Below are 25,933 nucleotides of genomic sequence, written 5' to 3'. Positions count from 1 at the left end.
TAAACAAATAGACTTTGTTTCCAATTGTACCCTGCTTTTCTTAATATTCTCAATACACAAACAGTGTATTCAGACAAGGGAGCAAATATGTATAACTTAGGTACAAAATATATGCCGCAAGACGAGTATGGGCTGTTCATTGGTGGGCAGTGGGTTAATGGCAGTAGTAGCAATACTTATGAAAGCATTAATCCTGCGACAGGTAAGGTATTTACACAAATCACCCTTGCTAACTCTGTTGATGTTGATAAGGCAGTCGATGCTGCACAGAAAGCATTTCTTGAGTGGAAGAATACATCTACTATCGAAAGACAAAATATTTTACTAAAAATTGCGGATAAAATCCAAGAGAAAAAAGACTTTTTTTCGAGTCTAGAAGCTATGGAGACAGGTAAGCCTATTCGTGAAACATCATCTATTGATATTCCATTAGCAATCGACCACTTTCGCTACTTCGCTGGTGTTATTCGCTCACATAGCGATGAAGCTGTCATGATTAATGATGAAACAATGAGCCTAGTATTAAGTGAACCATTAGGGGTTGTTGGGCAGGTGATTCCTTGGAACTATCCGCTTTTAATGGCGGCTTGGAAGATAGCACCAGCAATAGCTGCAGGAAATACTGTAGTAATTAAGCCTTCTGAAATGACATCTTCAACCCTCTTAGAGCTATGTAAGATTTTTGAACAAACGCTACCAGCAGGTGTAGTAAATGTTATTACTGGTACTGGACAAGATGCTGGTCAAAGCTTGTTGGATCATCCTGGCATAAACAAACTAGCCTTCACCGGCTCAACAAATGTCGGATATGCCGTTGCAAAAGCTGCTGCAAATAAGCTTATTCCGGTAACTCTAGAGCTGGGCGGTAAGTCAGCCAATATCATATTCGAAGATGCAAACTGGGAGCGAGCACTAGATGGTGCGGCACTATCTATCCTTTTAAATCAAGGTCAAGTCTGTGAATCAGGTGCCCGTTTATTTGTTCAGGATACAATCTTTGAACGATTTGTCGGCGAACTAAAGAGCAAATTTGAAGCCGTGAAAGTGGGTGACCCTATGGATCCAGCAACTCAAATGGGGACACAAGTTAGCAAAACACAAATGGACCGTATTCTCGGCTATATCGAATTAGCTAGAGAAGAAGGCGCCATAATTTTGACTGGTGGTAAGCAGATTATAGACCGGAATCTTGAGAATGGATGCTTTATTGAACCAACAATCGTTATAGATGCAAACAACTCAATGCGTGTATCTCAAGAAGAAATCTTCGGCCCAGTGGTAATTGTTATTCCGTTTTCTACCGAAGATGAGGTTATTTCTGCAGCCAACGAATCTGAGTATGGGTTAGCAGGGGGGGTTTGGACCCAAGATATTAATCGTGCGTTACGTGTCGCTCGTGGAGTTGAAACGGGGCGAATGTGGGTAAATACTTATCACGAACTACCAGCTCACGCCCCTTTTGGCGGTTACAAAAAGTCTGGAATTGGACGCGAAACTCATAAGTCAATAATGGATGCTTATACGCAAAAGAAAAATATTCTCATTAGCTTAAATGAGAAACCAATGGGAATGTATTAATTAATAGGTGAGATAGATAATCATGATAGTAGATAAATTATTTGAGAGCGTCCAATTGGGGCCATACACACTACCTAACCGTATTTTTTTACCACCAATGACTCGCTCACGAAGCGGTCAACCTGGTGATGTACCTAATGCTTTGATGGGGGAGTACTTCACACAAAGAACTGGAGCTGGGTTCATGGTGACTGAAGGTACTCAGATTGAGCCTAGAGGACAAGGCTATGCATGGACACCGGGTATCTATTCAAAAGAGCAAATTGAAGGGTGGAAGTTAGTAACGTCAGCGGTCCATAACAAGGGTAGCATTATCTTTGCTCAATTGTGGCATGTAGGTCGTGTCTCGCACACAAGTCTGCAACCTAATGAGTCAGCTCCTGTTGCACCATCTGCAATACGTGCTGATACGGTAAAAGTTTTCATTGAAACTGGGCCTGGGGAAGGTGCACTAGCCGATCCAAGTGAACCCAGAGCGTTAGAGACCAATGAAGTAAAAGAACTGGTTAACTTATATGCGCAGGCTGCTCGCAATGCAATTGAAGCTGGTTTTGATGGTATTGAACTGCATTGTGCAAATGGTTATTTAATTAACCAGTTTATTTCCGAACACTCGAACAAGCGTACGGATGAGTATGGTGGCAGTTTGGAAAATCGCTTGAGATTTCTTAGAGAAGTGGTCGTTGCTGTATCTAATGTAATTGGTAGCCAACGTGTAGGGGTTCGTTTTGCACCTCTTTTTGCTAGCACAGAGGAAGAGCGCGTTTATCTAGGATTGGTGGAAAGTGATCCTTTTAATACATACGTCGAAGCCATTAAGGTGTTGGAAGATGCAAATATAGCTTATCTTTCGCTAGCTGAGGCTGATTGGGACAACGCTCCTGATTTGCCTGACGATTTTTATCGCGCAGCTCGTGAACATTTCTCTGGACGTATTTTGTATGCAGGGGCGTATACGATAGAAAAAGCATTGCGCGTTCTGGAAAACGGCTACGGTGACATGTTCGGTTTCGGGCGTCCGTTCATTGCCAACCCAGATTTACCAGAGCGTATCCGTAATGGTTGGTTGCTCAATAAGGTCGATCCATCCTCAATGTATGGGGGAACAGAGGTGGGGTATACCGATTATCCTGAATATTGTGAATAACTGCTAATGACTATCAGCCAGGGATGGCTGGTTTCATAGAGCATAAGAGTTATACTATCTATATTAAAGTCACTTGACCCCGCGAGTTGAGAACACGTTGGTGATTAGGTGTATTTGATATGGCAATATATTTTTGGTCGCTTTCTTATATGTATGTTTAGGCTGCATACAGATTACCAACTGAGTTTCTTCATTAAATTACTCGTACGATAGCGACTTAGCTATATGCCTCTTTTGTGACTCGTTGGGTCATATTATGAGCCTCAGCGGAGCTATTATCGATACGATGAATTTTTTTCCTTCGTGAAATTGGGCTGGAAATCGGCTAGATATGCTTATTAAGCTAACGAACTTCAACTTGCTCTGCTGTAATTGTTGTGGCACTAGGTGTTAAACCTTGTTGCTCATGTTGAGTTATCTACCCATTTACCCATGGTCGATTTACCTATTTTCGTGGCCTTTGATGCTTCACCGACGTTGTGTTTTTTATTTAGGACTCATTGTATTGCTTCAATTTTATGCTCAGCCCTGAAAGCTTTCCTGGTATTTGACTTTGTTTGCTCACCTCAATAACTGAGGTTCAGGCTTCGTCCCTTTAACAAAAAACCTTCCAGATTAGTCAAGAGTTAGAGATCAACAATTATTGGTATAGTTTCAAAGTTTTCCAATATAACCACTTTGATTCATTTGGGGGTAAAATTCACTATGATGGAGTCTAGTTTCACTATAATATCCGGTAATATAGTTACCTAACTATTATCTTGAGTAGAACTAGCAATGAAATCTCCTGTAGGCCAGCGTACCGCATGGGTGTGCGTTTTTTGATCACTGCGAATAATTTCAATACTGAATCATTTCTGACTATTCATGAAGTGATAATGTACTGAACATATTTAGTTCTAAACACAGACTAAATCTGTATAGAAAATATTCGCGATCTAGCCCGACTCCGTAGGCTTTCACTGCTGTTGATATTATAAGCATAATCAGTACCTATTTTTTAATTTGTGGCGTGATATTATCTAATATTCATTAATAGATCTTTACCGATGCGGTTCATAAGGATCGATAATATACATATGGCTTTTTTCGCTGGTTAGATCTAATTTTAAATTAACTGAGGATTAGTTCTTTAACAGTGCGAGCACCAAAATAAGCAACGGTCAATAACACAGCCCCTGTTAAAGTGTAAATCAATTCTGTGCGTATTTTACAACCAATAGTGTAGTGTTGTAATAACATTGCTGCATAAACAAGCCAAGCCAAAATCGATAGTACTGCTTTATGACCGATACCATCAGCAAAAGTGTTCTCGAAAAAAATGAATCCAGTTGCGATAGATATGCTCAGTAGCACGATTCCTATCATCACCAAGTGAAAGAGTTGTTTTTCTACTGTTAATAAAGGTGGTGTTATAGGGCTTCGAATAAACTCTTTATTCTTCAATTTATTCTGAATTGCTGATAATTGGATTGCATATAGTGCTGCTATCAATAATGTACTATAGCTTATCAATGACATAATTACGTGAGCGAAAATTTTAGGGTGTAAATCAAAGTGAGTAATGTAGGCAGGCGGGACTAACCAAAGCAAGGCAACAGACATAACTGAGCAAGCATAAACTATTGGTACTACAATCATAAGTCTCAGCCGAAACATAAGCACAGTAAAAGTAAAAGTAATTATCCACATCACCAACGAAATTACATTAGTAAGGCTGAAATTTTGCCCATCTACCATAAATATGGAGTGTCCTAATATACCCGCATGTAATACGACAGCAATTGCTGCAGAAATAGTCACTGCTAAACGGTTGGGGCCATCGGGGTGCAATAGGCGACTAGATACTAACATAAGCGCAAGGCCGTAAAAAAAAATTGCCGAAGAACAAAAAATTACCATCAGAAATTACCCTATCCAGTTTTTAGTGATTGCCTACAAACAAACGAAGCAGGCACATGTTTTTTCATAAATAATATGAGCATAGTGCGTAATTTAGCCTAGTAACAGTAGCCGTGATGAGTTTACAACGCTTAATCAACACTATAAATCAGAACTGCTGAGTCATCATAGTGATCCTCATCCAGCAGGAAGACTAAAATATTAAGTATAATCCGGCAAGATTTGCCCAAATGGGGTTATCTATCAAATGCTAATCCAGTTACTACTTCACTTAAACAGTCGCCGTGCCTCTATGAGAATTAAAGCCAATAAAACAGTGTGTCTATTTTGATATAAATATACTCTAATGATTTGATTACACAGAGTGTAAATATATTGGATTAGAAGGCTATTGTCTTATATGATCCGACTTATATTATGTATGATTGGGTATCAACTCTATGCTATTTAGTATGACTGCCAAGCTGGTAGAGTCCACATCTTGGCACAGGCACGACATTTTGGAGTGGTTTTTTTGTCGCTCTGGTTCTGGCCGACTTGAAAGCGAAGTAGGGACAATCGAGCTGCATCCAGGAAGAACTGTCCTCATAGCTCCAGGGACAAGTCATCGATTGGCATTTCAGCCTGGTGAGGATGCAGAGCTGAAAATTCTATGTATGAACAGCCACGATTTAGCTACCTATATTTCTCCTGCCCAGCGTGCACTTTTAGGGAGAATGAGATTTTCGCAAGTAAGGTATACAGACCATGATAAAAGCTTGTCTAATGTTCGAGAACTATCTGATTTGATTCGCGATGGGGCTGAGAGTATCAGTGCAAGAGACTTAGCCCTTTCCTGGGGAGCAGTAGGCATGCTACTGGCATTTGATATTGAAACTGATGATCTTGCTGATGACTACGTTTGGCATCGTTATAGTCAAAAAATTCAAGATATTAGAGATTGGATCGACACTCAGTTACATGAAAGTAACAGTCTAGATCAGGTAGGAAGAGAGTTTGGTCTTTCTAGAACCGTACTTACGCGAGAGTTTCGTCGTCATACTGGGGAAAGTTTTATTAATTATTGTAATTTGCGCCGAGTCGAAGTTGCTGCGACAATTTTGTCTGCAGGCAAGGGATCTATTACTCAAGTAGCCCTTGATAGTGGGTTTACTAACCTTAGCCATTTTTATCGACAGTTCAAAGCTGTATATGGGATGACTCCCGCAGCATTTCGCCGCCAGTCTACCAAGCAAGTATAGAACTAAAATTATGCCAATGTTTATATAGAAGAATATATTGGGGTATAGTATGCATATGCGCGAAATAGTCATTCCTAAACTCAAAGATTTCTATTGTCATGTTGTGTTATATAGATTGATCATATCTGTAGTCGCGACTATTGTTACTATCTCGTCAGAAGAGTTTTCTGGACATATTATTTTCTAATCAGAAGTTCACTTATTGTAGACTACAAGTCTAGTTATTGGTAAAATAGTAGAATGAAAGAAAAACATAAAGACACACGCCAGCGATTGTTAAATACTGGGCACAGGATGATGTTAGTTAAAGGATTCACTGGCGTTGGTATAAATGAAATACTGCAGGCAGAAGGGGTGCCTAAGGGATCTTTTTATCATTATTTTAAATCTAAAGAGCAATTTGGACAGTCTTTGTTGGATGAGTATTTTCAAGCATACTTAGCCGATATGGATGAACGCTTTTCTGATATAAGTTTAAAAGCAAATGATAGACTTATGGGATATTGGCAAAAATGGTTAGATGGATATTGTGAGCCTTGTGATGCTCAGATGTGTTTAGTTGTTAAATTAAGTGCCGAAGTTGCAGATTTGTCTGAGTTAATGCGTCAAACTCTTCATGACGGAGCTGATCTTATCATTAGTAGTATCGCTAGTTGTTTAGAGCAGGGCAAAGCTGATGGTTCAATACCACATTCAAATATTGATTCCTACAGAATTGCTACAGCACTTTACCAACTTTGGCTTGGAGCAAGTTTAATGAGCAAAATGTATGGTAATAATAACCCACTTAAAATTGCTTTGCTTACTACACAAGACATATTATCTTGCTAGATAAAATACAGTCTTGGTCGTATCTAAGATGCTAAATTGTGATTTTACATGGGATAGTTAAGATAAGCTTGTATTTAGAAGGATATTCTAGCTACTAAATCTAATTTATCTTGGCGTTTTGGTAATAATCCAATATCCAACCGGATAAACTTTACAGTTTTTCGTAATTTTACATGTAGACATCTATCTAGAATTGTTATTCTGTAGTATATTCCTGACTATAATATGAAGCCCGAATTCAACTCAGAAGTGTGACCGTCGGTAATTTGAGCTGCTAATAGTTTGAATAGACCTGCTTCCTGCTTAAAATTCAAACATCTCTTAGGTCGATAGTTATCTTGTTCTGCGCAAACAAAGTGTATTATCAAGCGTTTTAGCAATGATTTCATTATGAGAAAATTAGTGACAATTATCTACTGTATTGTGCACACATGTTCCCTGTACTGCATCAATAATTCGATAGTTGATTTAGTCACAGTCTCAGAAGCCCCTCCGTCTTTATCAAGTAATGATATTTTTCTGCTCCACTCTCGCCACTATTGAACCTGTACTATACCTTGCCTAATACAGTACTAATATCTCAAGCTCTAAAATGCTCGCGGGTATTGACAATTGCAGGGCTAGACTCGGTAGAATGTGCCATTTTTAATAGCAGTAGCTTTCTTTTCTTGCCTATGTGATAGTGTTTATGCTCCTAAGTAGTTAGCTAGGTTGGCGCTTATTCCTTAGCGTAATGTAAATTCATTACCAGTAATACCTGTGAGATCTGTTCTGGACTCCAATTATGTACTAATAGGAGACGGATAGTGATTACTCTTTTATTGAGTATTAAATATTTGTTTGAATGACGCTGCATATTGCAGGCATTGGCTTAGGTGCTGTTTGTCAGGACGATCATAGCAGAACACTACAAGCGTAATAAGATGGCAATTGATGGATTTTGCAATATCATGGCAATCTTCTTAAAAGACTGAAATTTGATATCCACTTCCTGTCAACTGTTGCTAACTTATAGTGATATTTTTGTAAGGCGAGAATAAGCTAACCACTTTCAGTAGTTGGCTTATTCTAAGCATAATCTACTTATCTGTAAGCGCGAGCTTATTATAAGTCGGTTTTTCATGCATCTGTCCCATAGCCTCAGCTACTTCAGGCGGCATATAATTTTCATCGTGCTTGGCCAGAACCTCAGTTGCCTCTAGCTGCCCTGATTCAGCCAGTATTCCCTGCGCTACAATTCCTTGTCCCTCTCTGAATAAGTCTGGTAATAGGTCATCATATGTCACAAGCACTTGTCCTCCCAATGAATCATGCACCACAAACTCTACATGTAAAGTTTTTGGATCACGTTTCATTGATCCCATCGTTACCATACCACCAACTCGGATCCGTTGACCAACTCCTGGCATTTCGCCTGAATCAGTTTTCCCGTGAGTAATTTCATAGGGTGTATAGAATAAGTTTAAATTTGAATTTAGTGCGTATAATAGCGTTGAAGTAAGTGCTGCTCCGCCTGCAATAATTACAACGGCGTAAGTTAATCTTTTTTTACGTCTTAGATTCATGGTTATTACCTCTTATTTCTTTCAGGTGCTGATCTCGAGTTATCTTTTTAGCTATTTCAATAAGAACCATATGCTTCTTTTGAATGCTAAAGATTATCAATAGGGCTAGGCAGCCGAACGTTACGCCATACGACAGCCAAACATAAAATGCGTAACCGCCCATAAACAGAAGATCGTTGAATGAATTAAATTGCATTATTTAGCTTCCTCTGTGATTGCTAAATCCCTTACCCAAGTTCGCATACCATTTCGAGCAAGGATTTCAGTTCTATAGCGGATCAGAGTGATGGCGACAATCATTGCGCCAAAACCAACTATGTTAATTAATAGTGGATATAACATATCGGTCGACATGGACGACTTTTCAGTAAATTTAATGCTTGATGGTTGATGTATGCTACTCCACCAGTCAACAGAATATTTAATAATTGGAATATTTATTATTCCTACAATTGCAAGAATGCCAGACGCCCTCGCAGCGAGGACTTTATCTTCAAATGAAGCATATAATGAAATTATTCCAAGGTATAAAAACAATAACACCAGCTCAGATGTTAAACGTGCGTCCCATACCCACCAAGTGCCCCACATAGGTTTACCCCATGTTGCGCCCGTTAATAAGGCGATAAAGGTCATCATAGCACCGATAGGCGCTATCGCAGCAGCAGCCCAATCTGCCGATTTTATTTTCCAGACTAAGCCTACTAAAGAGGATACTGCCATGGTCATATAAGCTATCATAGACATTGATGCTGCAGGTACATGGATAAAGATAATACGGTAGCTATCTCCTTGCTGGTAATCTGTAGGGGCAAACACTAAACCCCAAATGCTGCCTGTCCCGACGAGCAATATTGCCAAGAAGCTAAACCACGGTAACATGGTGCCAGACAATTTATATGCCTGCTCTGGGTCTTCGAAACAATGTAGCCACTTCCACATTAGTCTGTTCTCACTTGTAGATGGTTATTGGGGCCAGTTATAAAAGGTAATAGGATTAAAAACCGATCAACATAATGGTTATTAACACGAGAAAACTAGATTGCATCGCGCGCTCTAACATTCAGCAATTACTGGAGTTTATAGGGAGTAGAACGGTGACTACTCAGCTGACCTGATAGCCACAGATTAACTTAATCTCTAGTTTAAGCTGAGATTGTCGTCACAAAAATATGAGATTTTTAAGATTATCTTCAAATCTTTAATTGAGCGAAAGTTATCCTATTTGCCTCTTGATTAGATTATGCAAATAATAACTCGCTGACTGAGATTTCTGTATCATCATTGATAAGAAAGAAAAACGATTGCCCCAGAAAACATAAAGGTCTGTATTGCCATCAGAAGTCCAAGGATGAAATAGCGATATTGGGCTTATTTGTCGTACATATTCTCGTTTGCTTAGGTACAATGGATATAGAGAATTAGGCTTGAGTAGCGCGACTCTATGAGCTTTCAATAAATTTTTAGGCTGATGTGGTCAACTAAATTAGTACACAAATATAGGTGTTGACTTGTTGTATCGATCATCCGGAGAACAATCGCTAAGTTAAGCCTGATACTAGCTTTACCTCCTCTATAAAAAAGCACCAAACGTATCCATGTTCAGTGCTTCCTATCTTAGGTGATATCCAATTAAATATATGCAGTCAATTTTTGTACAATGTAACGGACTTTTGTCAGCTATTACACTTTAATGGATGCACTTTTTAAGTCACTAGGTCTCATCGGGATTTTACGTAAACGTATACCGACGGCTTTGTAGATTGCATTCGCAATCGCTGGAGCAACAGGGGTTACTGCCGGTTCACCTAATCCAGATGGTGGCATTTTACTCGGGATAAACTCGATTTTAACTTCTGGAGTTTGGCCCAAGCGCAGCGGGGTATAGGTATCGAAGTTTGAGTCTTTATACTGGCCATTAAGCAGTTCAGTACCTTCATACAAGGCCATCGATAATCCCCACAATGCTGCGCCCTGACACTGAGCTTCAGCACCATTAGGGTCAACAATAATACCGGCATCGATGGCAATATAAAGCTTTTGCACATTGACAATACCATTGGTTTTGTCGACATGAACTTGTACTGCACACGCTACCCAGGTTGGCATTTCACGCTCTTGACCAAAGGTTGATGCAATGCCAAGTCCAGTATCTTTGGCTTGCGGAGTCCCCCAACCAATCATCTCAGCAGCTTTTTTCAATACTGCGGCTTGGCGAGCCGCGCCACCTTCAGCAACGGGTGTGCTACCAGCATTTCGGCCTTCGGCAATGAGCATGTCTAGGCGGAACTGCAATGGATCTTTACCCGCGTGATGGGCAGCTTCATCCATAAAGCTTTCAACTGCCCAGCTTGTCCAACCCGGTCCAACAGAACGTAAAAAACCTGGTCTGAAGGTCGCCATAGCCAGATCGTTTGATACCGCACGTACCTTTTGTGCGCCAACGCTATACCAATGGTCTGCACCTGTAATTGAAAACGGATCAAATGGTTCGCCATTGGTGCCTTTGGGCATAAACCCTGGCGCTACTACTTGGGTTGGCCAACCTGCTGTGGCGTGATGTTCCATTGCGGTAACCGCTTTTTTATCATCAAATGCCATTTTGAGTTGTTGAACTGATGCAGAACGCGCGCTATCAAATAACATGTCTTGTGGACGTATCATCACCATTTTAACCGGTTTACCGCCTAATGCTTTAGAGGTCAACGCCGCAGGAATGGTGTAATCGCCGTTAAGTCTGCGGCCAAAGCCACCGCCTAACATGTAGCTACGAATAACAATGTTCGCTTCTTCTTCGCCTAATGCCGTGGCTAATACGGGTAGAGTAAGTGATTGCCACTGACAACCTGAGTGCACTTCCCATATACCGTCTTGGTTTTTAAATACCAAGGCATTAAGCGGTTCCATTTGCGCATGGAGTACCGTGCTGGTGATATATTCTTCTGCAATGGTACTTTTCGCGCTCGCAAATACAGGCCCAGTGTCAGAATTGCCTGTGTCTAAAATACTGCCTTTGGTTTGGTCGCCAAGTAATTGCTTACCATGAGCAATAATGTCTGCTTCAGACACGTTGGCCGTTTTACCTGCATCCCATGTCACCTTTACCAGCTTCGAGGCTTTTTGGGCCGCATTAAAGCTGCTGGCGATAACCATTAACCAACCTGGCACACTGCCACTGGCATCTTCTAGTACGATAGTTTGCTGATAACCCTTTACTGCTTTTGCTGCTGAGTCATCAAACTTAACTACTTTAGAGCCATAACGAGTAGGGGGCAAAATAGGGTTGGCGTACACCATGCCATCAACTTTCGCATCGATACCAAATATGGTTTTACCGTTGGTCTTGTTGGCAATATCAAGAGAGGTCACCTGTTGGCCAACCAGTTTAAGATCGGCATTAGGCTTCAGCGGCAGGGTTTTCAGTTCTTCTTCAGTAAACTGACGTGTTAAGCCCATGGTGACTAACTCACCGTAAGACAGCTCGCCTTTACTTGAGATAACTTTACCGTTACTGGCTTTACAGTCTTTAGCTGCAATACCCCATTTTTTAGCTGCAGCTTCAATTAAGGCTGTACGACCCGCAGCACCGGCTTGACGGTAAACCGGCCAACTTTGTGATATAGACCAACTGCCGCCGGTAACCATGTAACCCCAGCGTGGATCACTGTCGACATGGATAATTTCAATATCATCCCATGAGGCTTCCAGTTCATCAGCAAGAATACGAGCAATAGCGGTACCAACATGTTGGCCCATTTCTGAGCGCATAATGTTGACTTTAATTTTGCCGGCAGTATCGATTGAGTACCATAAAGACGGTTCGTAAATGTCGCCTTCGCTTGGGAGTACTTTACCGTCAGGGCTAGCAGGATCCATTGCCGCCATCAAATGGCGAGGAAAACCAAAGCTGACACCTACCGCTGTCATGGCAATTAAAAAACCGCGGCGGGTTATACCCACCGATCCACGTTTAGGCAGTCTGCTCATCGTTGCTCTCCTTGATTGCGTTTGCTGCTTCATGAATGGCGCTGCGAATACGAACGTAGGTCATACAACGACATAAATTTCCGCCCATCACAGCGTCAATGTCTTTGTCTGAAGGCTCAGGAATGTCTTTTAGTAGTGCTGCAGCTTGCATAATTTGGCCCGACTGGCAGTAACCACACTGTGGTACCTGCAGTTTTTGCCAAGAAATTTGCAATGGATGATCACCCTTTTCAGAAAGCCCCTCAATCGTAGTGATTTCGGCTCCTTCAACTAACGAAACTGGGGTAATGCATGAACGCCATGCCCGTCCATTTACATGGACGGTACAGGCACCACAGCTACCGATACCACAACCAAATTTGGTGCCAGTCATGTCCAGTTCATCACGAATAACCCACAGTAGAGGAGTATCACTCTCTACATCGGCAGTCATCGGTTTGCCGTTTAAAATAAATTTTGCCATTGCCACTTCTCCAGTGAATTAGTGCTCAAATCGGGATTGATTGCGGATTTCGTCCACTTGTTATTGTAATTTAGGATCGCTGCTTTTGCAGATAATTGAAATAAACAAGCCGCTACGGCAATAATATCTTTATTGCTTAGAGTATCACTAGACCTCGGTTTTAGCCTGCTAAATCACTCATAAAAAAGAATTTTAATATATTTGTCACATCATTTTGAATAAGAAATAGTATTAATAAACTAGCACCTCATTTGACTATTAGAATGAAATAATACATCAATCCGCTGATTAGTAACAAGACGTAAGTGAAATAATTAGCTTTATCTAATGTTGTGGTTTTATAGCTAGTAGGAATGCCTATAAGGTGGGTGTGGATATGGTTTTTTTGCTAATATATTGTTTATTAAAATTTTAAATGATACTTATCAACTGAAAATTGTTGTTCATTTAAGTGCCTAATTAACTACTTAATAGGCAGTATCTTATACGATTATGTCGAATGCATCATTTCTGTTTTTATTAGATGTTACCATTTCTGTATTTTGATATTGCCTATCATTTAGTATGGTGTTGAGTTTGTTGGTATGACTATCTTTAGGGGGTTAAATGTAAGCGGTTTCTATCCGGATTAAAAAATCCAATTGATGTTCAGCAGCGCTTAGATACAGCAGACTGAATTTTTGTAAATTATCTTTGATATGGAAAAGTTTTGAATAATACGCTCATATCTAGTAATTGTATGTTATTGACCAACTAGCTTATTTATATTTTTGAAATAAGCTATTCTACCTATACATATGTTGTTTTCACTGAAGAACTAACTTGAAAAAATCACCAGTTAATTTTTAAGTCAGTAAATTATAGTAATGAAATACATCCTCAAACTATCAATTCGTTAGTTCTTTAGCTTGCCGGGAGCTTCAAGAAGTTCATCAGTCAGACTGTAAAGATTTGGCTAGATTAGTATTGGATTACTTACCCGTAGCTTATGTTTATAGATTAATTTAGCCTATGATCTAATTGTAAATTTAAGAACTAGCACTGTTATAGTTCGATTATCAATTAATGCTTACCAAGCAACACATTTATCTTATTTCTTAATCAGTTCAGCCATCTACAAGCATCAGTTTTGATGCTGTGTTTGATAAATCGTACGGTATTGAATCATTCTGTGACAAAAGTAAATATTCAAAGTAGCATATTGACATAGATAGATAGTCAACTATAATTATTAGCAATAGAAAAAGGTACTGACTAATGGGTCGAAAGAGTGACAGTAGACAACACCTGCAACAGGCAATATTAGATCTGATGTGGGAGACCAGTTATGGCACTCTTACGATCGACCTAATTTGTGAGCGTGCGGGTGTTAAAAAGGGGAGTTTCTATTACTTTTTCAACTCGAAATCCGAGCTTGCCGCGGAGGCTATAAGTTGGAGATGGGAGGCTAAGAAAGCTAAAATGGACACTTTATTTTCGCATACCCGAACCCCTTTAGAACGACTGAAACTGTATTTCGATGATATACGAAATACACAATTAGAGGCCCTCAATACACACGGTCGTATATTGGGTTGTCCTAATTTTAGTGTGGGAGCAGAGATAAGTGGTACTGCACCTGAGTTGGATAAAAAATTGAAGCGCACGTTTACTGATTTACTTGCATATATTGAATCTGCAATTCGTGACGCTCAACTAGTTGGCGACATTAATGTGACTGATCCAGCTATGAGTGCGCGTTGTGTGCTTGCTTTTTTTGAAGGTGTTTTGACTCATGCACAAGTACTCAATGATCCAACGTTATTAGACGATATTTGGCCCGGTACCTTGCAGATGCTTGGTGTTGTTTCTACTTCGGAATAGTCGAAATTAAAGTTATCTATAAAGTAACGGTTAAGCCACTTTTTTGTAAACTAGATTATGATCTACCATCTCAATAAGGAGTTAAAAATTACTCCTTAATTCAAAGGTAACAACATGCAAAACATATTAGATCCAGCTTATTTAGATAAAATAAACATATTGGAGCAAAAAGATCATTGCTCTGATGTTTTTGGTTTACTAGCAATGGATATGCCATTATGAATATTATAGCTCCTCTAAAAAGACAAAGATTAGCGATATCAGCTCTCATTGTCGGTCGAATATTATTAGCTTTGTATTTTTTAGTACCAGGAATAATGAAGTTTGTCGCTTGGGACATGCATGTTTCATTAATGGCTCAGCACGGAATGGTGTTTATTCCCTTTCTTCTTACGTCAGCTGGTGTATTCCAAATTGTTGCAGCTTTTGCATTGATATTTAATCGATATACAGCCATTTTCTCATTACTACTGGCCGGTCTTGTTTTGCTTATCAACATCAATTTACATGATTTTTGGAATATTAAGGGTATTGAGGGAGCGCATGAATTACAAAACTTCGTTAAAAATTTAGGTATATTTGCTGGGTTATTACTGCTTTCAGGGCACAGTTATCTTTCGGGTAAGAATAACTCCTACATCTAACTCTGGACAATAATATAATTTGGTTGTATCCATACCCTTGTATGCTAAATGAAAGTGTTCTATTAATATTTCTGATAGGTAGGAGATAGTGAGTTTGATGATATTATTGAGTCGTCTTCGGTTCCATAGAATTGATTTATCTCTGTGTTTGTTATGAAAGTTCAATTATATTCTAGACGGTAGAAAACTGACCACTTAATTTGAATTAGATATGATTACAGGCACGCGTTCAGGGCAATATTCTTTTAGAATAGCTCAAACCAACGCTCACGGCTTGCTATAGCATTTAATAGCTACTTAATGAAATAAAAACAGTTAGGCTAAAATTTAAGGTGATATTAATTAACCTTGCTAATTCAAATTTTTACCTAAAAAATACACTTTATTCGTAATGCTGTTCACTTAAGTTGAGAGTTATTTCCTTTTTTGCCACCGATCACTCGGTTATACTGAGTTTTAAGCTAATCATCGAGTCTAATTTCTTTCTCGCTTATTCTCTAACGAAGTTTTCCGCATTGAAGTGTCATGATAAATAGGGTTGTAATTCAATGCATTACGATCTAATTTGTTGAGGTAAGAGTATTGATTCCTCCTTCACTGGAGTGTGGTTAATATGACTTAGCCATTCCCGAGTGCACCATGAGAATTGGTGTTGCAGGTACCGCATCACTTTTAGTGTTGGACTATTACTGGGGTTGTATTAACCCCTTGCTGAATTAGAAAAGGGAGTAAATATTTTATTGTTTATTCCCTTTTTGCTATCTTGCCGAGGGTTAAAAGCTGGCTTTTACACCTACATTGATAGTGGTACCCAGTGCTTGAGTATAGTAACTCGCGTTAGTAGAAGCTTGTGAGCGAGCAGAAAAATAATCTTCATTAAGTAAGTTTTCCACACCTAATGAGAGCTGCCAATTATTGAGTTGATAACTACTGGTTAGGTTCACAACGTTATAATTTTCTATAGGGCCTTGAGAACCAATATATGCGCCATCAACCGGCTCAAATCGGTCTCGGTCACCAACATACATGTAGTTAATACCAATACTCGCTTCTTCAACGGGCTGCCAACTAATATAAGCTGTTAATTTAGGAGGGGATATGGTGCCACCATCTATGTAAGTATCCGTTTCAGTGTCTTTACCTTCAACCCAGCTATAGCTTAAACCTGTATTGAGATTATCTAACACTCGATAGTCAACTTGCGCTTCGTAACCCCAAATTTTTTGTGGTGCGCGTACAGGCAAGTAAATGCCTGTTGTTGCATCAAAGCTGTTACTTGTGCCTAATTCTGATTTACTTCGGTAGGCGGCAATTTCATAATTCAGATCACCAAGTTGACCAGAAAAACCGATTTCATAATTATCAACAATCGATGATTCTGTGCGTATTAACGCAATATCATCGACAGTGGCTGTTCGTAAAAGGCGGCCAATATCTGAAATATCTGCACCTTGGGAAAAGCTCATAAACGGGTTAAACAACTCGTTCATATTGTAACGTAAGCCAATATTATAGGTGGTTGAGTTATATGTTAATTCTCCGCCTGTGACATCAAAAGGTACTGAGCACGTACTTGGCGTTCGGCAAAGTTTTAAGGTTTGATAATCATCGACCGTTAAATTAACACTGTCTTGGCGGATACCGGCTTTAATAACCCAATCGTCGGCAATAACAAACTTAGTTTGTAAATAAACCGCTAAGTTACGCATGTCCATTTCAGGCACCCAAATTCGGCCGTCTTCTAATGGTTGTGAACTGATGTCTTGCAGCGCATCAATACCATAAATGAAGGTTGATTCAACATTATCCCAATCAACTTGGGTAGCAAAGTTAACGCGTAGGCCTTTCTTTTCTGACTTGATGAAGGACTGACCCCCTTCGTAACCTTCACTTTGATTAGCGAGTGCAGTTGAAAAGAAAAACATGTTTTCAATTTTTTGCAGATAACCATCAACGGTTAATTGGGTGTTAGTGAATATCTCTTGGTCGACGTATTTTAACATTAGGTTATGATTGCCACGCGGCCCTTGAGGTACGCCCAGCTTTACAATCCCAGTAGTATTGTCTATCGAGTAAGTTTTTTCGCCTGTGTTAGCATTGCCAACAACATCTATGTAGTCAGATTCTTGTTGGGCTTCGTAGTAGTTATACGTCAGTTGAATCGACTTGTCGTCGTCGAGTTGATAGCCGAGTTTAGTAAAATAATTATTCGATTTAGTTTCTGATAAACCATAGACTAATCCGATAGCGTCACCTTCTGAATCACGTTCAACACCTGTTTTTTCGGTAATGGCACTAAATACGTAACTGAAATTATCAACCGTACCGTCTATTGATGTATCCACTCGATAACCGGCACTGTCTTGTAATTTTACCGCACTAAATTTACTGGAAGCCCCAACCTTCACTCGTGCTTTATCTTCACTGGCTCGTTTAGTGATGTAGTTGATGATGCCGCCTGAAGCGCCATTGCCATAAATTGAGGTCGCTCCTTTAATCACTTCAATACGCTCAATGACCCCTGCATCGATAGAGCTTATGCCTAATTTTCCATTTCGTAATGGGGTAGATTGTGGCACGCCATCAATCATGACTAGTGCGGCACGACCGCGTAAGTTTTGTCCCGAGTTACTTGATGTGCCAGTGCTTGGCGCTAACCCTGGAACGCGAAATGCGAGTAAGTTTTGTAACTGCGAAGTCATTAACATGTCTTGTGCGAGGGTTTGTTGCTCAATAAGCGTGACTGAAGAAGGGACTTCCTCTATCCGTTCTGCAGAGCGACTACCAGTAATAATCATTCGCTCCATTGAAGCTTGGTTTTCTGTGGCTTGTGTTGAAGATTCTGCATTGGCATGAGTTACGGGGAGTACTAATAAAAATAATGCACAATGTGTCGCAATAGCCAATTGGCTAGGCTTAAATAACATAGGTATACCGATTAACAAATAATGAATGGTCGTTAATAATATTCATTATCATTAGCGTGTGAATATTATTTACATTATTTACCTTCCTATTAAAGTAAAATTATTTGACTCATATTATGTTAATACAAACACTAAAGGGAAAAGTGAGTTTGATGCCGTTGAGATACTATCAATACGTATGAAATTGCCATTCCTCTTGGAAGACGATGTACTACACGCATCCAATTCAGCAGATACAGACGAATATCTGTCCTGCCACAATTTTTGAAGGTTCTGATAAGAAGGGGGGAACAATCAAGTTTTAAAGGCAGCTAGTCGGGGTGATGCTTAGCTAATATGTTAATTTTTATGCACTTTAAAACGTCATTGACTAGAGAGTATATCGGTAATGGTATAATAATAATCTAACATGAATTTTCTAAACAAATCAGAAGAAGGTAGTAAGATATTAGATGGATAAATTACTGGCGTTGAAAATGTTTGTCGAGACGGTTGATGCGAAGGGGTTTTCCTCGGCAGCACGCAACCTTTCAGTTGCCACATCATCGGTAACACGCATGGTAGATTCGCTTGAATCCGAATTAGGCACAGTGCTCTTAAATCGATCAACTCGACAAATCACCATATCTGATGCCGGTATGGCATATTACATGAGTGCAAGGAAGATTCTTGACAGTGTAGTTCAAGCAGATGAAAAGATAAAAGACAGCCAAGATGAGCCATCAGGTCCACTGCGCGTGACGGTGCCAACAGCATTTGGTCGTTTTGTTATTGCACCACATATAGGCAGTTTTTTACATTCTCACCCTAGAGTAGATTTGGATCTGGTTCTCAGTGATGAAATTATAGATTTATTTACTCAGCGTATCGATCTTTCGATCAGACTTGGTTCCCCTGCGCCAAATGAAGAGTTAGTTAGTAGGCCATTAGGTCTATTTCGACGGCTAGTGGTTGCTAGTCCAGACTATATAAAGCAATATGGTCGTCCGCAGCAGCCAGCAGATTTATTGCAACACCAATGTTTACGCTTTAGTAGCCAGCTAGTATGGACGTTTCTGTCTGAAGATGAAGAGCTACGTATTCCTGTAGCAGGCAAGTTAAAGACCAATAATGTTGAAGTTATCAGGGAGATAGTTTTGTCTGGTCATGGCATCGCTTTATTACCAGATTGGTTGATCCAACAAGATATTAATGGTGGCAAAATGATCAGTCTACTGACTTCATATCAAGTTAATCCCAATAGTTCCAGTGCCGCAATTTCTGCTTTATATTTACCTAACCATCGTGGATCAAAAAGAGTAAATGCATTTATCGACTTCGTTAGAGAAATCGTTAAATAATAGCTATTAACTCAGTGTTCAGTAGCAGACATATCAATAACGAGTCAGTGTTGCATAATAAGCAATTGAGTTTTGCGTCCAGTTGATATTCTTTTTTGATACTCATACCTTTATAATATGATGTTAAAATTATTATTGATCGATAAGCGAGTATGAATAAATCGCTAAATTTTACGGTGATTGTGTTTTCGAGAATGCTTTTAAACTACTTTTTTAGATTGAGCTGCCGGTAATTAAACTAAAAATTAGCGCACTTTATAATCAAAATAAGTGAATAGGCTAAAACCAAGTAGTTCAAGCTTTGTCACTACTGAATATCCTACTGACACAGACTAATGTGTCATCTGCATTAATTTATACCAGCAAGGAAACCTTTTTATGAACCACTTATTTACCCCCCTAAAAATCGGTCACTTGACTTTAGAAAATCGTGTTGTCATTGCACCTATGTGTCAGTATTCTGCTGATGAGGGCGCAGCAACAGATTGGCATACTTTACACTTGGGTAGATTAGCGTTATCAGGTGCCGGATTACTCATTCTAGAAGCTGCCGCGGTAAATCCGACAGGCCGTATAACTTATGCTGATTTGGGATTATGGGATGATAGGACAGAGCTGGCACTAGCCCAATCATTGGCTGTAGCTCGTCGTTATTCCAATATACCTATCGCTATCCAGCTATCACATGCTGGCCGTAAAGCATCAACTCAGAAACCTTGGGATGGCGGCAATTTCATTGCAGCTGATGCACAAAATGGTTGGCCCCCAGTGGCTCCCTCTGCATTACCTTTTACTGTTGATGGACCCATACCTGATGAACTAAGCGTTAAAGATATTGTTAATATTTTGGAAGATTTTACGGCTGCGGCTAAACGTGCAGAAAGGTTAGGCATTGATGCCATTGAAATACATGCTGCCCATGGCTATTTAATCCATCAGTTTCTATCACCATTGTCGAATACGCGTGATGATCAATATGGTGGTAATCTTGAGAACCGTATGCGTTTTTTACTAGATGTTGTCGATCGTATGCTTGCTGTGATATCGGATAAGATGACCCTGGGCGTGCGTATTTCAGCCACCGATTGGGTTGATGGTGGTTGGGATCTTGGACAAAGTATAATATTAGCTCAAGCACTTGCCGCTAAGGGATGTCACTTTATCCATGTGAGTACTGCAGGCTTAAGTTCTCAGCAACAGATCCCAGTGGCACCAGGGTTTCAGGTGCCATTTGCTGAGGCAATAAAGCAAGCTGTGGATATCCCTGTTATAGCAGTTGGCTTGATAGACAATCCAAAAGTAGCAGATGAAATCATCGCTTCTGGTAAAGCTGATGCTGTAGCATTAGCTCGGGGTATTCTTTATAACCCACACTGGGTCTGGCATGCAGCCGCTGAATTAGGTCAGCAAGTTACTGCACCACCGCAGTACCTTCGTTCATCTCCTCATGGTATTCCTTCGCCATTTAAATAGTGCTCATGTGCTGCTTAGGGGAGCTAAATGAGTTTATTCAAATATCTAAGGTGCTCTTTGCAAAAGTTGAGCACTTTTTATCTATAATATAAAAATAGTAAATAAAACAAATGCTTGCCTATTTATCTTTACAGTATGATTTACTTTATCCTAGATGTTTGTAAAAACGCATTCTCTATGTCCCCCCCTAATTTGCAATAATATTGAGCTGTGATAAACCGTTTTAAGATCAGGTAAATGCAACCTTTACATATTCAAGTGATGCATGATTTTACCTGTCAACTGTGGCTGATAGCAGTAAACCTATTGGAACGGGAATTTAACGAAGAATAACTTACTAACGAAGTCTATATTACCTTCTGACCATTACAATAAAACTTAGAGTGCCATTAAAAGGCCTGCTTGCGATGCTTTTATGTTCCGAACTTGGATAAGTGCTTATATTTTGGTCAAAGATAGAATATTGGTGTCAATGTGGTGTGAACTATCGTTATGGCATTTAGAGCACTTGATTGCCGCAAACAATCTGGAGTTAGTAGATGAACAAGAGGTCAGTGCACGAGCACTTATTGCTCACTCAGTTTCAAGTATTTTGATTAGCCATCAGTTAGTGACGTGGTTTAATTGATACGACTAAGCGAGTTAAGACGTAATTGATTTAACTGGAGATTGAAATGAAAACACGTAAGTCCTATTCAAAAGAAATCAAGCTTGATGCCAAATGAGTCAGAACGTTTATATTGGAATGACTCTAGAACCGTGGCCAATTTAACTTGACCACTACAGTTCAAGCAATTGCTAGAGCCAAAAGCCTTGGCGTTTACTTTTTAGGTGAGCTAGTACCTTTTAAGTCACGTTTAGTCATTTTCAAGCGCAACGCAAAGTTTGACCAAAAAATTGCGAAGTTATTATGCCGGATATTCGACTTTGGAGGTTGTTATAAGGAGTACATGCGCGAAAAATATTGCGAAGCAGATTTAAACGAGTTTAAAGTTAATTTATTCCCCCTGCCAGCACCGCAAATAGATAAATGGTCAACTGAGCATATCGATTTGACTGAAACACGTATTAAGTATCACTATCAAACATATTGTGCTCAATACAGATTCAAGCTTTTGAATGCTTTAGTCAATGAGTTTAAGCCCAAAGTTATCGTCTGTTTTGGCCGTGGTTATATAGAAGAATTCAAACTCGCTTTTTGGGGAGAGGGCTCGCCAGCATCTCTCACTGAAATAGAAATCAAAATTAGCGAGCGAAATATCATATCAGTACTTAGTTCAAATCATGCGACGAAGTCAATTATAGCGCCTTTTTTGGGGAGAAACTTGACGGCGGATCGTGACTTGAAGGAGATTGCAGAGAATATCAAAAATATCATTCTGCCGGATACGGTGGGATTTCAATCCTCAACATGTCTGTAGTGGTCAAGTTAAAATAATTTGATGACTATTTTCAAACCTACTTCTTATGCTTAACTGATTCAAGTGCCGCTAGCCAAACTAAAGGTAAGATAATTAACGCTGAACCTATCACTAGACTCATATCTGGTACTTCATCAAACCACATTATCCCAACCACTACAGCACCTAGTAAACCAGTATATTCAGCACTAGAAATTTTATGTGCTTCCACAGTTCGATATACAAAAACGCATATACCGGCATAGATCAAAATGAACAAATTAGAGCTAGCCGCTGTCAATAGTGGAGACCAATCCAAAGGTTGGTTTTCCCAAATAGCTAAACTAAGAGCAAAAGGTATTCCCATTAGATTGGTCAAGAATAAGGTTTGAACTACATTGTGATGATAGGGCAGTTTACGAATTAATAGATTATTTGTAGCCATTGTTACCGCGACTATAAGTGCAGATATAGCTGCTAAACTAATCTGTGTCGGTTGTACAACAATGATAATACCTATAAAACCAACAATCGATACAGCTATAGTTGGGATGGTTAACTTGTCTCTATAAAATAAAAAACCTAACGGTAACATAAGTAGTGGGGCAGTATAAAAAATAGCATTAACAGTTGCCAGAGGCAGAGCTTGAAGAGATAACACCATGAATATAGCACCAAACAACCAAACATGGCCACGTACAAAGTGCCATTTTACATTACTAAATAATTTGCTTTTTGTATTGATTAAACAAAATGGTAACAGCATCAAAACGGCTGTTAATTGACGAAATAGAACAAATTGATACACCGCAGTCCCAGTCGGCATGTTTTTAATCAGAGCATCTGAGAGGACTGCGACAATGTTTCCTAAAACCAATAAAACCATTGCAAATCCAACACTCATCTTCGGCATTCTTACCCTCGGCTTTATCAGGAATATATATAAAAACTAAATAGGATTACGCAAATTACTTGCGTTAAGTCGTCAGTATATTCCTATAGAGCTATGACGTATAATGATATAAATCCATTTAGTATTAGTTGAGCTAATAATGAAGTTACCGCCATTGCGCGCAATACAATGCTTTGAATCAGTTGCAAGACTTAATAGCTTTTCAAAAGCAGCAGCAAGCCTCAATGTTACTCAGAGTGCAGTGAGTCACCAAGTACGAATTCTCGAGGAGTATCTTGGTGAAGCAATGTTTTATAGGCAAGGTCGGACTTTTTCTTTAACAGAAGTTGGAGAGCGTTATTTCACAGAAGTAAATCGCTCACTAGCTATCCTTTCAAATACTAGTCAGATTATTCGACATGGAAAACCTGGGTATATTCGCTTAGCTCTTTATAGCTCTGTGGCCGTTAATTGGTTAATTCCGCGATTAGAAGATTTCCGTAAACAATATCCAGAGATAGAAGTAACGTTAGATATGGTCACAGACCAGCCCGACTTTAATGATCAATTTGCTGACTGTTTCATTACCGTAAACCCACCAAAACGTCATTTTGTCAGTAAATTATTATTTACAGAAAAGCTATTTCCTGTTTGTGGTCAAAATCTTTGGGAAAAAATAAGAGGAAAGCCACTGCCTGAGGCATTATGGCGACATCCTATATTGTCAGTGCGATATTCTGACACAAATGAAAACATCGCTAGTGATTGGCTGCGATGGTGCAAAGCTGGTGGATTTGAACTACCTAGTGATCTAAAAATCAATAAATTTAGTCATGTACTACTTGCTGCAGAAGCAGCACGTTACAATTTAGGTGTTACTCTTATTAATAACTATATGATGGTAGATCAATCTCATAAGCAGAATTTTGTTAGAATTCCGATGCATGAATTGATAACGGGTGATAATTTTTATTTTTTTTATAGTGAGTTAAACTCTAATCGAACTGATATAATTAGTTTTGGTCGTTGGTTAGAACAGCAATGTTAGTACTTAATTTATAATAGTTTTCTTCAATAATTTTTTCTACAATTCATCTTTATGAAAACTTGATATGACTAGTTGGGAGAAATGGATTCAAAAATTTCCGACAAGTAAATAGCGAATAACCAGGATCCCCTAGATAATGAACTTAGGTTTTAAAGAATACCTGCCAATGGTTAGAGTAAATTCTGAACTGTTGCCGTGTAGTTTCAAAACGTCATTTAGAGACTTTTATATATGAAGAGTCATTTTGGTAACATGAATCTTGTCCGTGATAGTTTGTATCGGAACATTCTCGTCTAGTAATTGATAACAGTGAATATATGCTGACGCTAAAGTGGGAAAGACGTTCTTAATTCTGTCAGCCACCCCTCGATAGTCTTCTCTCTGAAGCTTCAACTATGTAATGGTCTAACGAAACTGTAGAGATTTATAGCTTAAATAAGCAAAATCTTAAAGGTATTTATCATGATTAGAAAAATAAAAGTCACTGTCAGCCCTCTGCAAAAATTAGAATATGCCAAGCTAATGGTCGAACAGGGTTACACGAACAAGCAAATTGAAGATATGTCAGGTGCGGGTAAATCTGCTGTGTCTCGATGGAAAGTGCAGTACCAAGCTGAATTAGCCGGTAATACACCAGAAAATGCCAAAGCATTAACTGAAGAACAACGGAGAATTCAACTCCTAGAAGCCCAACTAAAACAAGCAATGAGGGATTGTTTGAAAATCCTCTTTGAATTAGCAAAAACAATCACGATCACACCCTAAATGCGGTAGCCCTAACATAGGAATGAAACAAGTTTACATTTCTCGCGTCATAAATCTCATTTTACTAAATTATATAAATCAAATGTTTACATATTGATTTATAAAAACTAACCTTATCTAATAAACTCAAGTTCTAACTATCTGAATTATTGTAAGATATTTAGTTCAAGCTATAGGCTGCCTATACTCAATAGTTATATTTAATATTTTAATCTCGTACAGATACCTAAATTAATATCTAAAAATGATGTGGAGCTATAAAAAATGAAATATGTAAACGCCTCAGTACTGTGCCTTATGCTATTAACATGTACTCAAGTATTTGCCGAAGAAAGTAAAACTGTTACTCCCGATTTCCGCTGCATTAGAGACATGGTGCCAATTAGGCACTTTTATGTCGATAATATTATAGGGCCAGAAGATTTAAAGTTAACCGTTAAAGCCGCAAATAACTCTTCAGGTGAAATATATCCTGTAGGAAGTGTTATACAGTTAGTTCCAACTGAAGTTATGGTTAAACGTGATGAAGGATTCAGTCCCGTTACTAATGATTGGGAGTTCTTTGAACTTGATGTTTCTCCGCAAGGTTCAAAAATTTTAACTAGAGGCTTTGTAGATGTTAAAAATAGATTTGGAGGAAATTGTTTTGCATGTCATGTAAAAGCAGAGTCTCAATGGGATTTTGTTTGTGAAACTGGGCATGGATGTGACCCACTGCCTTTAACACATGTTATGACTAGAGCTGTACAGAAAATGGATCCTCGTTGTTCCAAAACGGAAGAGCTAACAACTGAGGAATCTATCGCTTTAGAGGCGTTAAATAATCTGATGGGAGGCGGAGTTAATTTGTAAGCCATTTTACAGGTT

The 25,933-nt window shown here is 39.1% G+C and carries 20 protein-coding genes and 2 pseudogenes; 14 read left to right on the top strand and 8 right to left on the bottom strand.

Annotated elements, in window-relative coordinates; all coding sequences use genetic code 11:
• The first annotated feature begins 87 nt into the window (after positions 1 to 87).
• Both AAEY98_RS18980 and AAEY98_RS18975 read left to right on the top strand, forming a co-directional pair.
• Positions 88 to 1,578 carry an aldehyde dehydrogenase family protein gene (locus AAEY98_RS18980; RefSeq protein ID WP_351018846.1) on the top strand — a complete coding sequence of 497 codons (1,491 nt, stop codon included), beginning with the start codon at positions 88 to 90 and terminating at the stop codon, positions 1,576 to 1,578.
• A 22-nt stretch (positions 1,579 to 1,600) separates the two neighbouring features.
• Positions 1,601 to 2,725 (top strand): alkene reductase, encoded by a 1,125-nt coding sequence (locus tag AAEY98_RS18975; RefSeq protein WP_188927134.1) that lies wholly within the window; start codon positions 1,601 to 1,603, stop codon positions 2,723 to 2,725.
• Positions 2,726 to 3,838: 1,113 nt separating this feature from the next.
• Here AAEY98_RS18975 and AAEY98_RS18970 read toward each other — a convergent pair.
• Positions 3,839 to 4,627 carry a cytochrome C assembly family protein gene (locus tag AAEY98_RS18970; RefSeq protein ID WP_351018841.1) on the bottom strand — a complete coding sequence of 263 codons (789 nt, stop codon included), beginning with the start codon at positions 4,625 to 4,627 and terminating at the stop codon, positions 3,839 to 3,841.
• 440 nt (positions 4,628 to 5,067) lie between these two features.
• Between AAEY98_RS18970 and AAEY98_RS18965 the strand changes: the two genes are divergently transcribed.
• A complete protein-coding gene (locus tag AAEY98_RS18965; RefSeq protein ID WP_351018838.1) occupies positions 5,068 to 5,868 on the top strand; it encodes an AraC family transcriptional regulator in 801 nt (266 codons plus the stop codon).
• A gap of 240 nt (positions 5,869 to 6,108) precedes the next feature.
• Entirely contained in the window at positions 6,109 to 6,699 is a 591-nt protein-coding gene (gene curR, locus AAEY98_RS18960; protein ID WP_351018835.1) for a TetR family transcriptional repressor CurR, read from the top strand.
• Between the two features lie 1,079 nt (positions 6,700 to 7,778).
• On the opposite strand, the gene ccmE is transcribed toward curR, so the two are convergent.
• The 5 genes from ccmE to AAEY98_RS18935 form a co-directional block, all read right to left on the bottom strand.
• Positions 7,779 to 8,264 (bottom strand): cytochrome c maturation protein CcmE, encoded by a 486-nt coding sequence (gene ccmE, locus AAEY98_RS18955; RefSeq protein WP_188927048.1) that lies wholly within the window; start codon positions 8,262 to 8,264, stop codon positions 7,779 to 7,781.
• The gene (ccmD, locus tag AAEY98_RS18950; RefSeq protein ID WP_351018831.1) at positions 8,248 to 8,460 is read right to left on the bottom strand and encodes a heme exporter protein CcmD; all 213 of its coding nucleotides are present in this window, start codon (positions 8,458 to 8,460) and stop codon (positions 8,248 to 8,250) included. The genes ccmE and ccmD overlap by 17 nt, the downstream gene beginning before the upstream one ends.
• On the bottom strand, positions 8,460 to 9,206 hold the full coding sequence (gene ccmC, locus AAEY98_RS18945) for a heme ABC transporter permease CcmC (RefSeq protein WP_188927049.1): 747 nt from the start codon (positions 9,204 to 9,206) through the stop codon (positions 8,460 to 8,462). Before ccmC ends, ccmD begins: the two co-directional genes overlap by 1 nt.
• A 741-nt stretch (positions 9,207 to 9,947) precedes the next feature.
• On the bottom strand, positions 9,948 to 12,251 hold the full coding sequence (locus AAEY98_RS18940) for a xanthine dehydrogenase family protein molybdopterin-binding subunit (RefSeq protein ID WP_351018827.1): 2,304 nt from the start codon (positions 12,249 to 12,251) through the stop codon (positions 9,948 to 9,950).
• Positions 12,235 to 12,714, bottom strand: a complete 480-nt coding sequence (locus AAEY98_RS18935) for a (2Fe-2S)-binding protein (RefSeq protein WP_351018824.1) — start codon at positions 12,712 to 12,714, stop codon at positions 12,235 to 12,237. Before AAEY98_RS18935 ends, AAEY98_RS18940 begins: the two co-directional genes overlap by 17 nt.
• Positions 12,715 to 13,971: 1,257 nt before the next feature.
• On the opposite strand from AAEY98_RS18935, the pseudogene AAEY98_RS18930 reads away from it, so the two are divergent.
• The 3 genes and pseudogenes from AAEY98_RS18930 to AAEY98_RS18920 form a co-directional block, all read left to right on the top strand.
• A pseudogene (locus AAEY98_RS18930) lies at positions 13,972 to 14,127 on the top strand (TetR/AcrR family transcriptional regulator); the annotation flags it as partial.
• 48 nt (positions 14,128 to 14,175) lie between these two features.
• Positions 14,176 to 14,577, top strand: coding sequence for a TetR family transcriptional regulator C-terminal domain-containing protein (locus tag AAEY98_RS18925; RefSeq protein ID WP_351018885.1), 402 nt, complete (start codon positions 14,176 to 14,178; stop codon positions 14,575 to 14,577).
• A 218-nt stretch (positions 14,578 to 14,795) separates the two neighbouring features.
• Positions 14,796 to 15,221, top strand: coding sequence for a DoxX family protein (locus AAEY98_RS18920; protein ID WP_188927053.1), 426 nt, complete (start codon positions 14,796 to 14,798; stop codon positions 15,219 to 15,221).
• Between the two features lie 773 nt (positions 15,222 to 15,994).
• Here the strand turns inward: AAEY98_RS18920 and AAEY98_RS18915 are convergent.
• A complete protein-coding gene (locus AAEY98_RS18915; RefSeq protein WP_351018820.1) occupies positions 15,995 to 18,148 on the bottom strand; it encodes a TonB-dependent receptor in 2,154 nt (717 codons plus the stop codon).
• A 452-nt stretch (positions 18,149 to 18,600) separates the two neighbouring features.
• Between AAEY98_RS18915 and AAEY98_RS18910 the strand changes: the two genes are divergently transcribed.
• From AAEY98_RS18910 to AAEY98_RS18895, 4 genes are all read left to right on the top strand, one after another.
• Positions 18,601 to 19,488: a LysR family transcriptional regulator gene (locus AAEY98_RS18910; protein ID WP_351018817.1), complete on the top strand. Its 888-nt coding sequence runs from the start codon at positions 18,601 to 18,603 to the stop codon at positions 19,486 to 19,488.
• Between the two features lie 378 nt (positions 19,489 to 19,866).
• Positions 19,867 to 20,961, top strand: a complete 1,095-nt coding sequence (locus AAEY98_RS18905) for an NADH:flavin oxidoreductase/NADH oxidase (protein WP_188927056.1) — start codon at positions 19,867 to 19,869, stop codon at positions 20,959 to 20,961.
• Positions 20,962 to 21,376: 415 nt separating this feature from the next.
• Complete coding sequence (locus tag AAEY98_RS18900; protein WP_351018813.1) at positions 21,377 to 21,589, top strand: hypothetical protein; 213 nt, start codon at positions 21,377 to 21,379, stop codon at positions 21,587 to 21,589.
• 145 nt (positions 21,590 to 21,734) lie between these two features.
• On the top strand, positions 21,735 to 22,382 hold the full coding sequence (locus AAEY98_RS18895) for a hypothetical protein (protein WP_351018882.1): 648 nt from the start codon (positions 21,735 to 21,737) through the stop codon (positions 22,380 to 22,382).
• 37 nt (positions 22,383 to 22,419) lie between these two features.
• Here the strand turns inward: AAEY98_RS18895 and AAEY98_RS18890 are convergent, their stop codons facing one another.
• Positions 22,420 to 23,274 carry a DMT family transporter gene (locus tag AAEY98_RS18890; protein WP_351018810.1) on the bottom strand — a complete coding sequence of 285 codons (855 nt, stop codon included), beginning with the start codon at positions 23,272 to 23,274 and terminating at the stop codon, positions 22,420 to 22,422.
• A 139-nt stretch (positions 23,275 to 23,413) separates the two neighbouring features.
• Here AAEY98_RS18890 and AAEY98_RS18885 point away from each other — a divergent pair, with 139 nt between their 5' ends.
• The 3 genes and pseudogenes from AAEY98_RS18885 (at position 23,414) to AAEY98_RS18875 (ending at position 25,918) form a co-directional block, all read left to right on the top strand.
• On the top strand, positions 23,414 to 24,301 hold the full coding sequence (locus tag AAEY98_RS18885; RefSeq protein WP_351018807.1) for a LysR substrate-binding domain-containing protein: 888 nt from the start codon (positions 23,414 to 23,416) through the stop codon (positions 24,299 to 24,301).
• Between the two features lie 462 nt (positions 24,302 to 24,763).
• Positions 24,764 to 25,015, top strand: a pseudogene (locus tag AAEY98_RS18880) (transposase); the annotation flags it as partial.
• Between the two features lie 315 nt (positions 25,016 to 25,330).
• Complete coding sequence (locus AAEY98_RS18875; protein WP_188927328.1) at positions 25,331 to 25,918, top strand: hypothetical protein; 588 nt, start codon at positions 25,331 to 25,333, stop codon at positions 25,916 to 25,918.
• Positions 25,919 to 25,933: the final 15 nt, after the last annotated feature.

Source organism: Shewanella sp. AC91-MNA-CIBAN-0169, from assembly GCF_040310165.1.
In the GTDB taxonomy this organism is placed as follows: Bacteria; Pseudomonadota; Gammaproteobacteria; order Enterobacterales; family Shewanellaceae; genus Shewanella.
The sequence above is the reverse complement of the archived record's forward strand: the minus strand, read 5'-3'. Positions and strand labels throughout refer to the sequence as shown.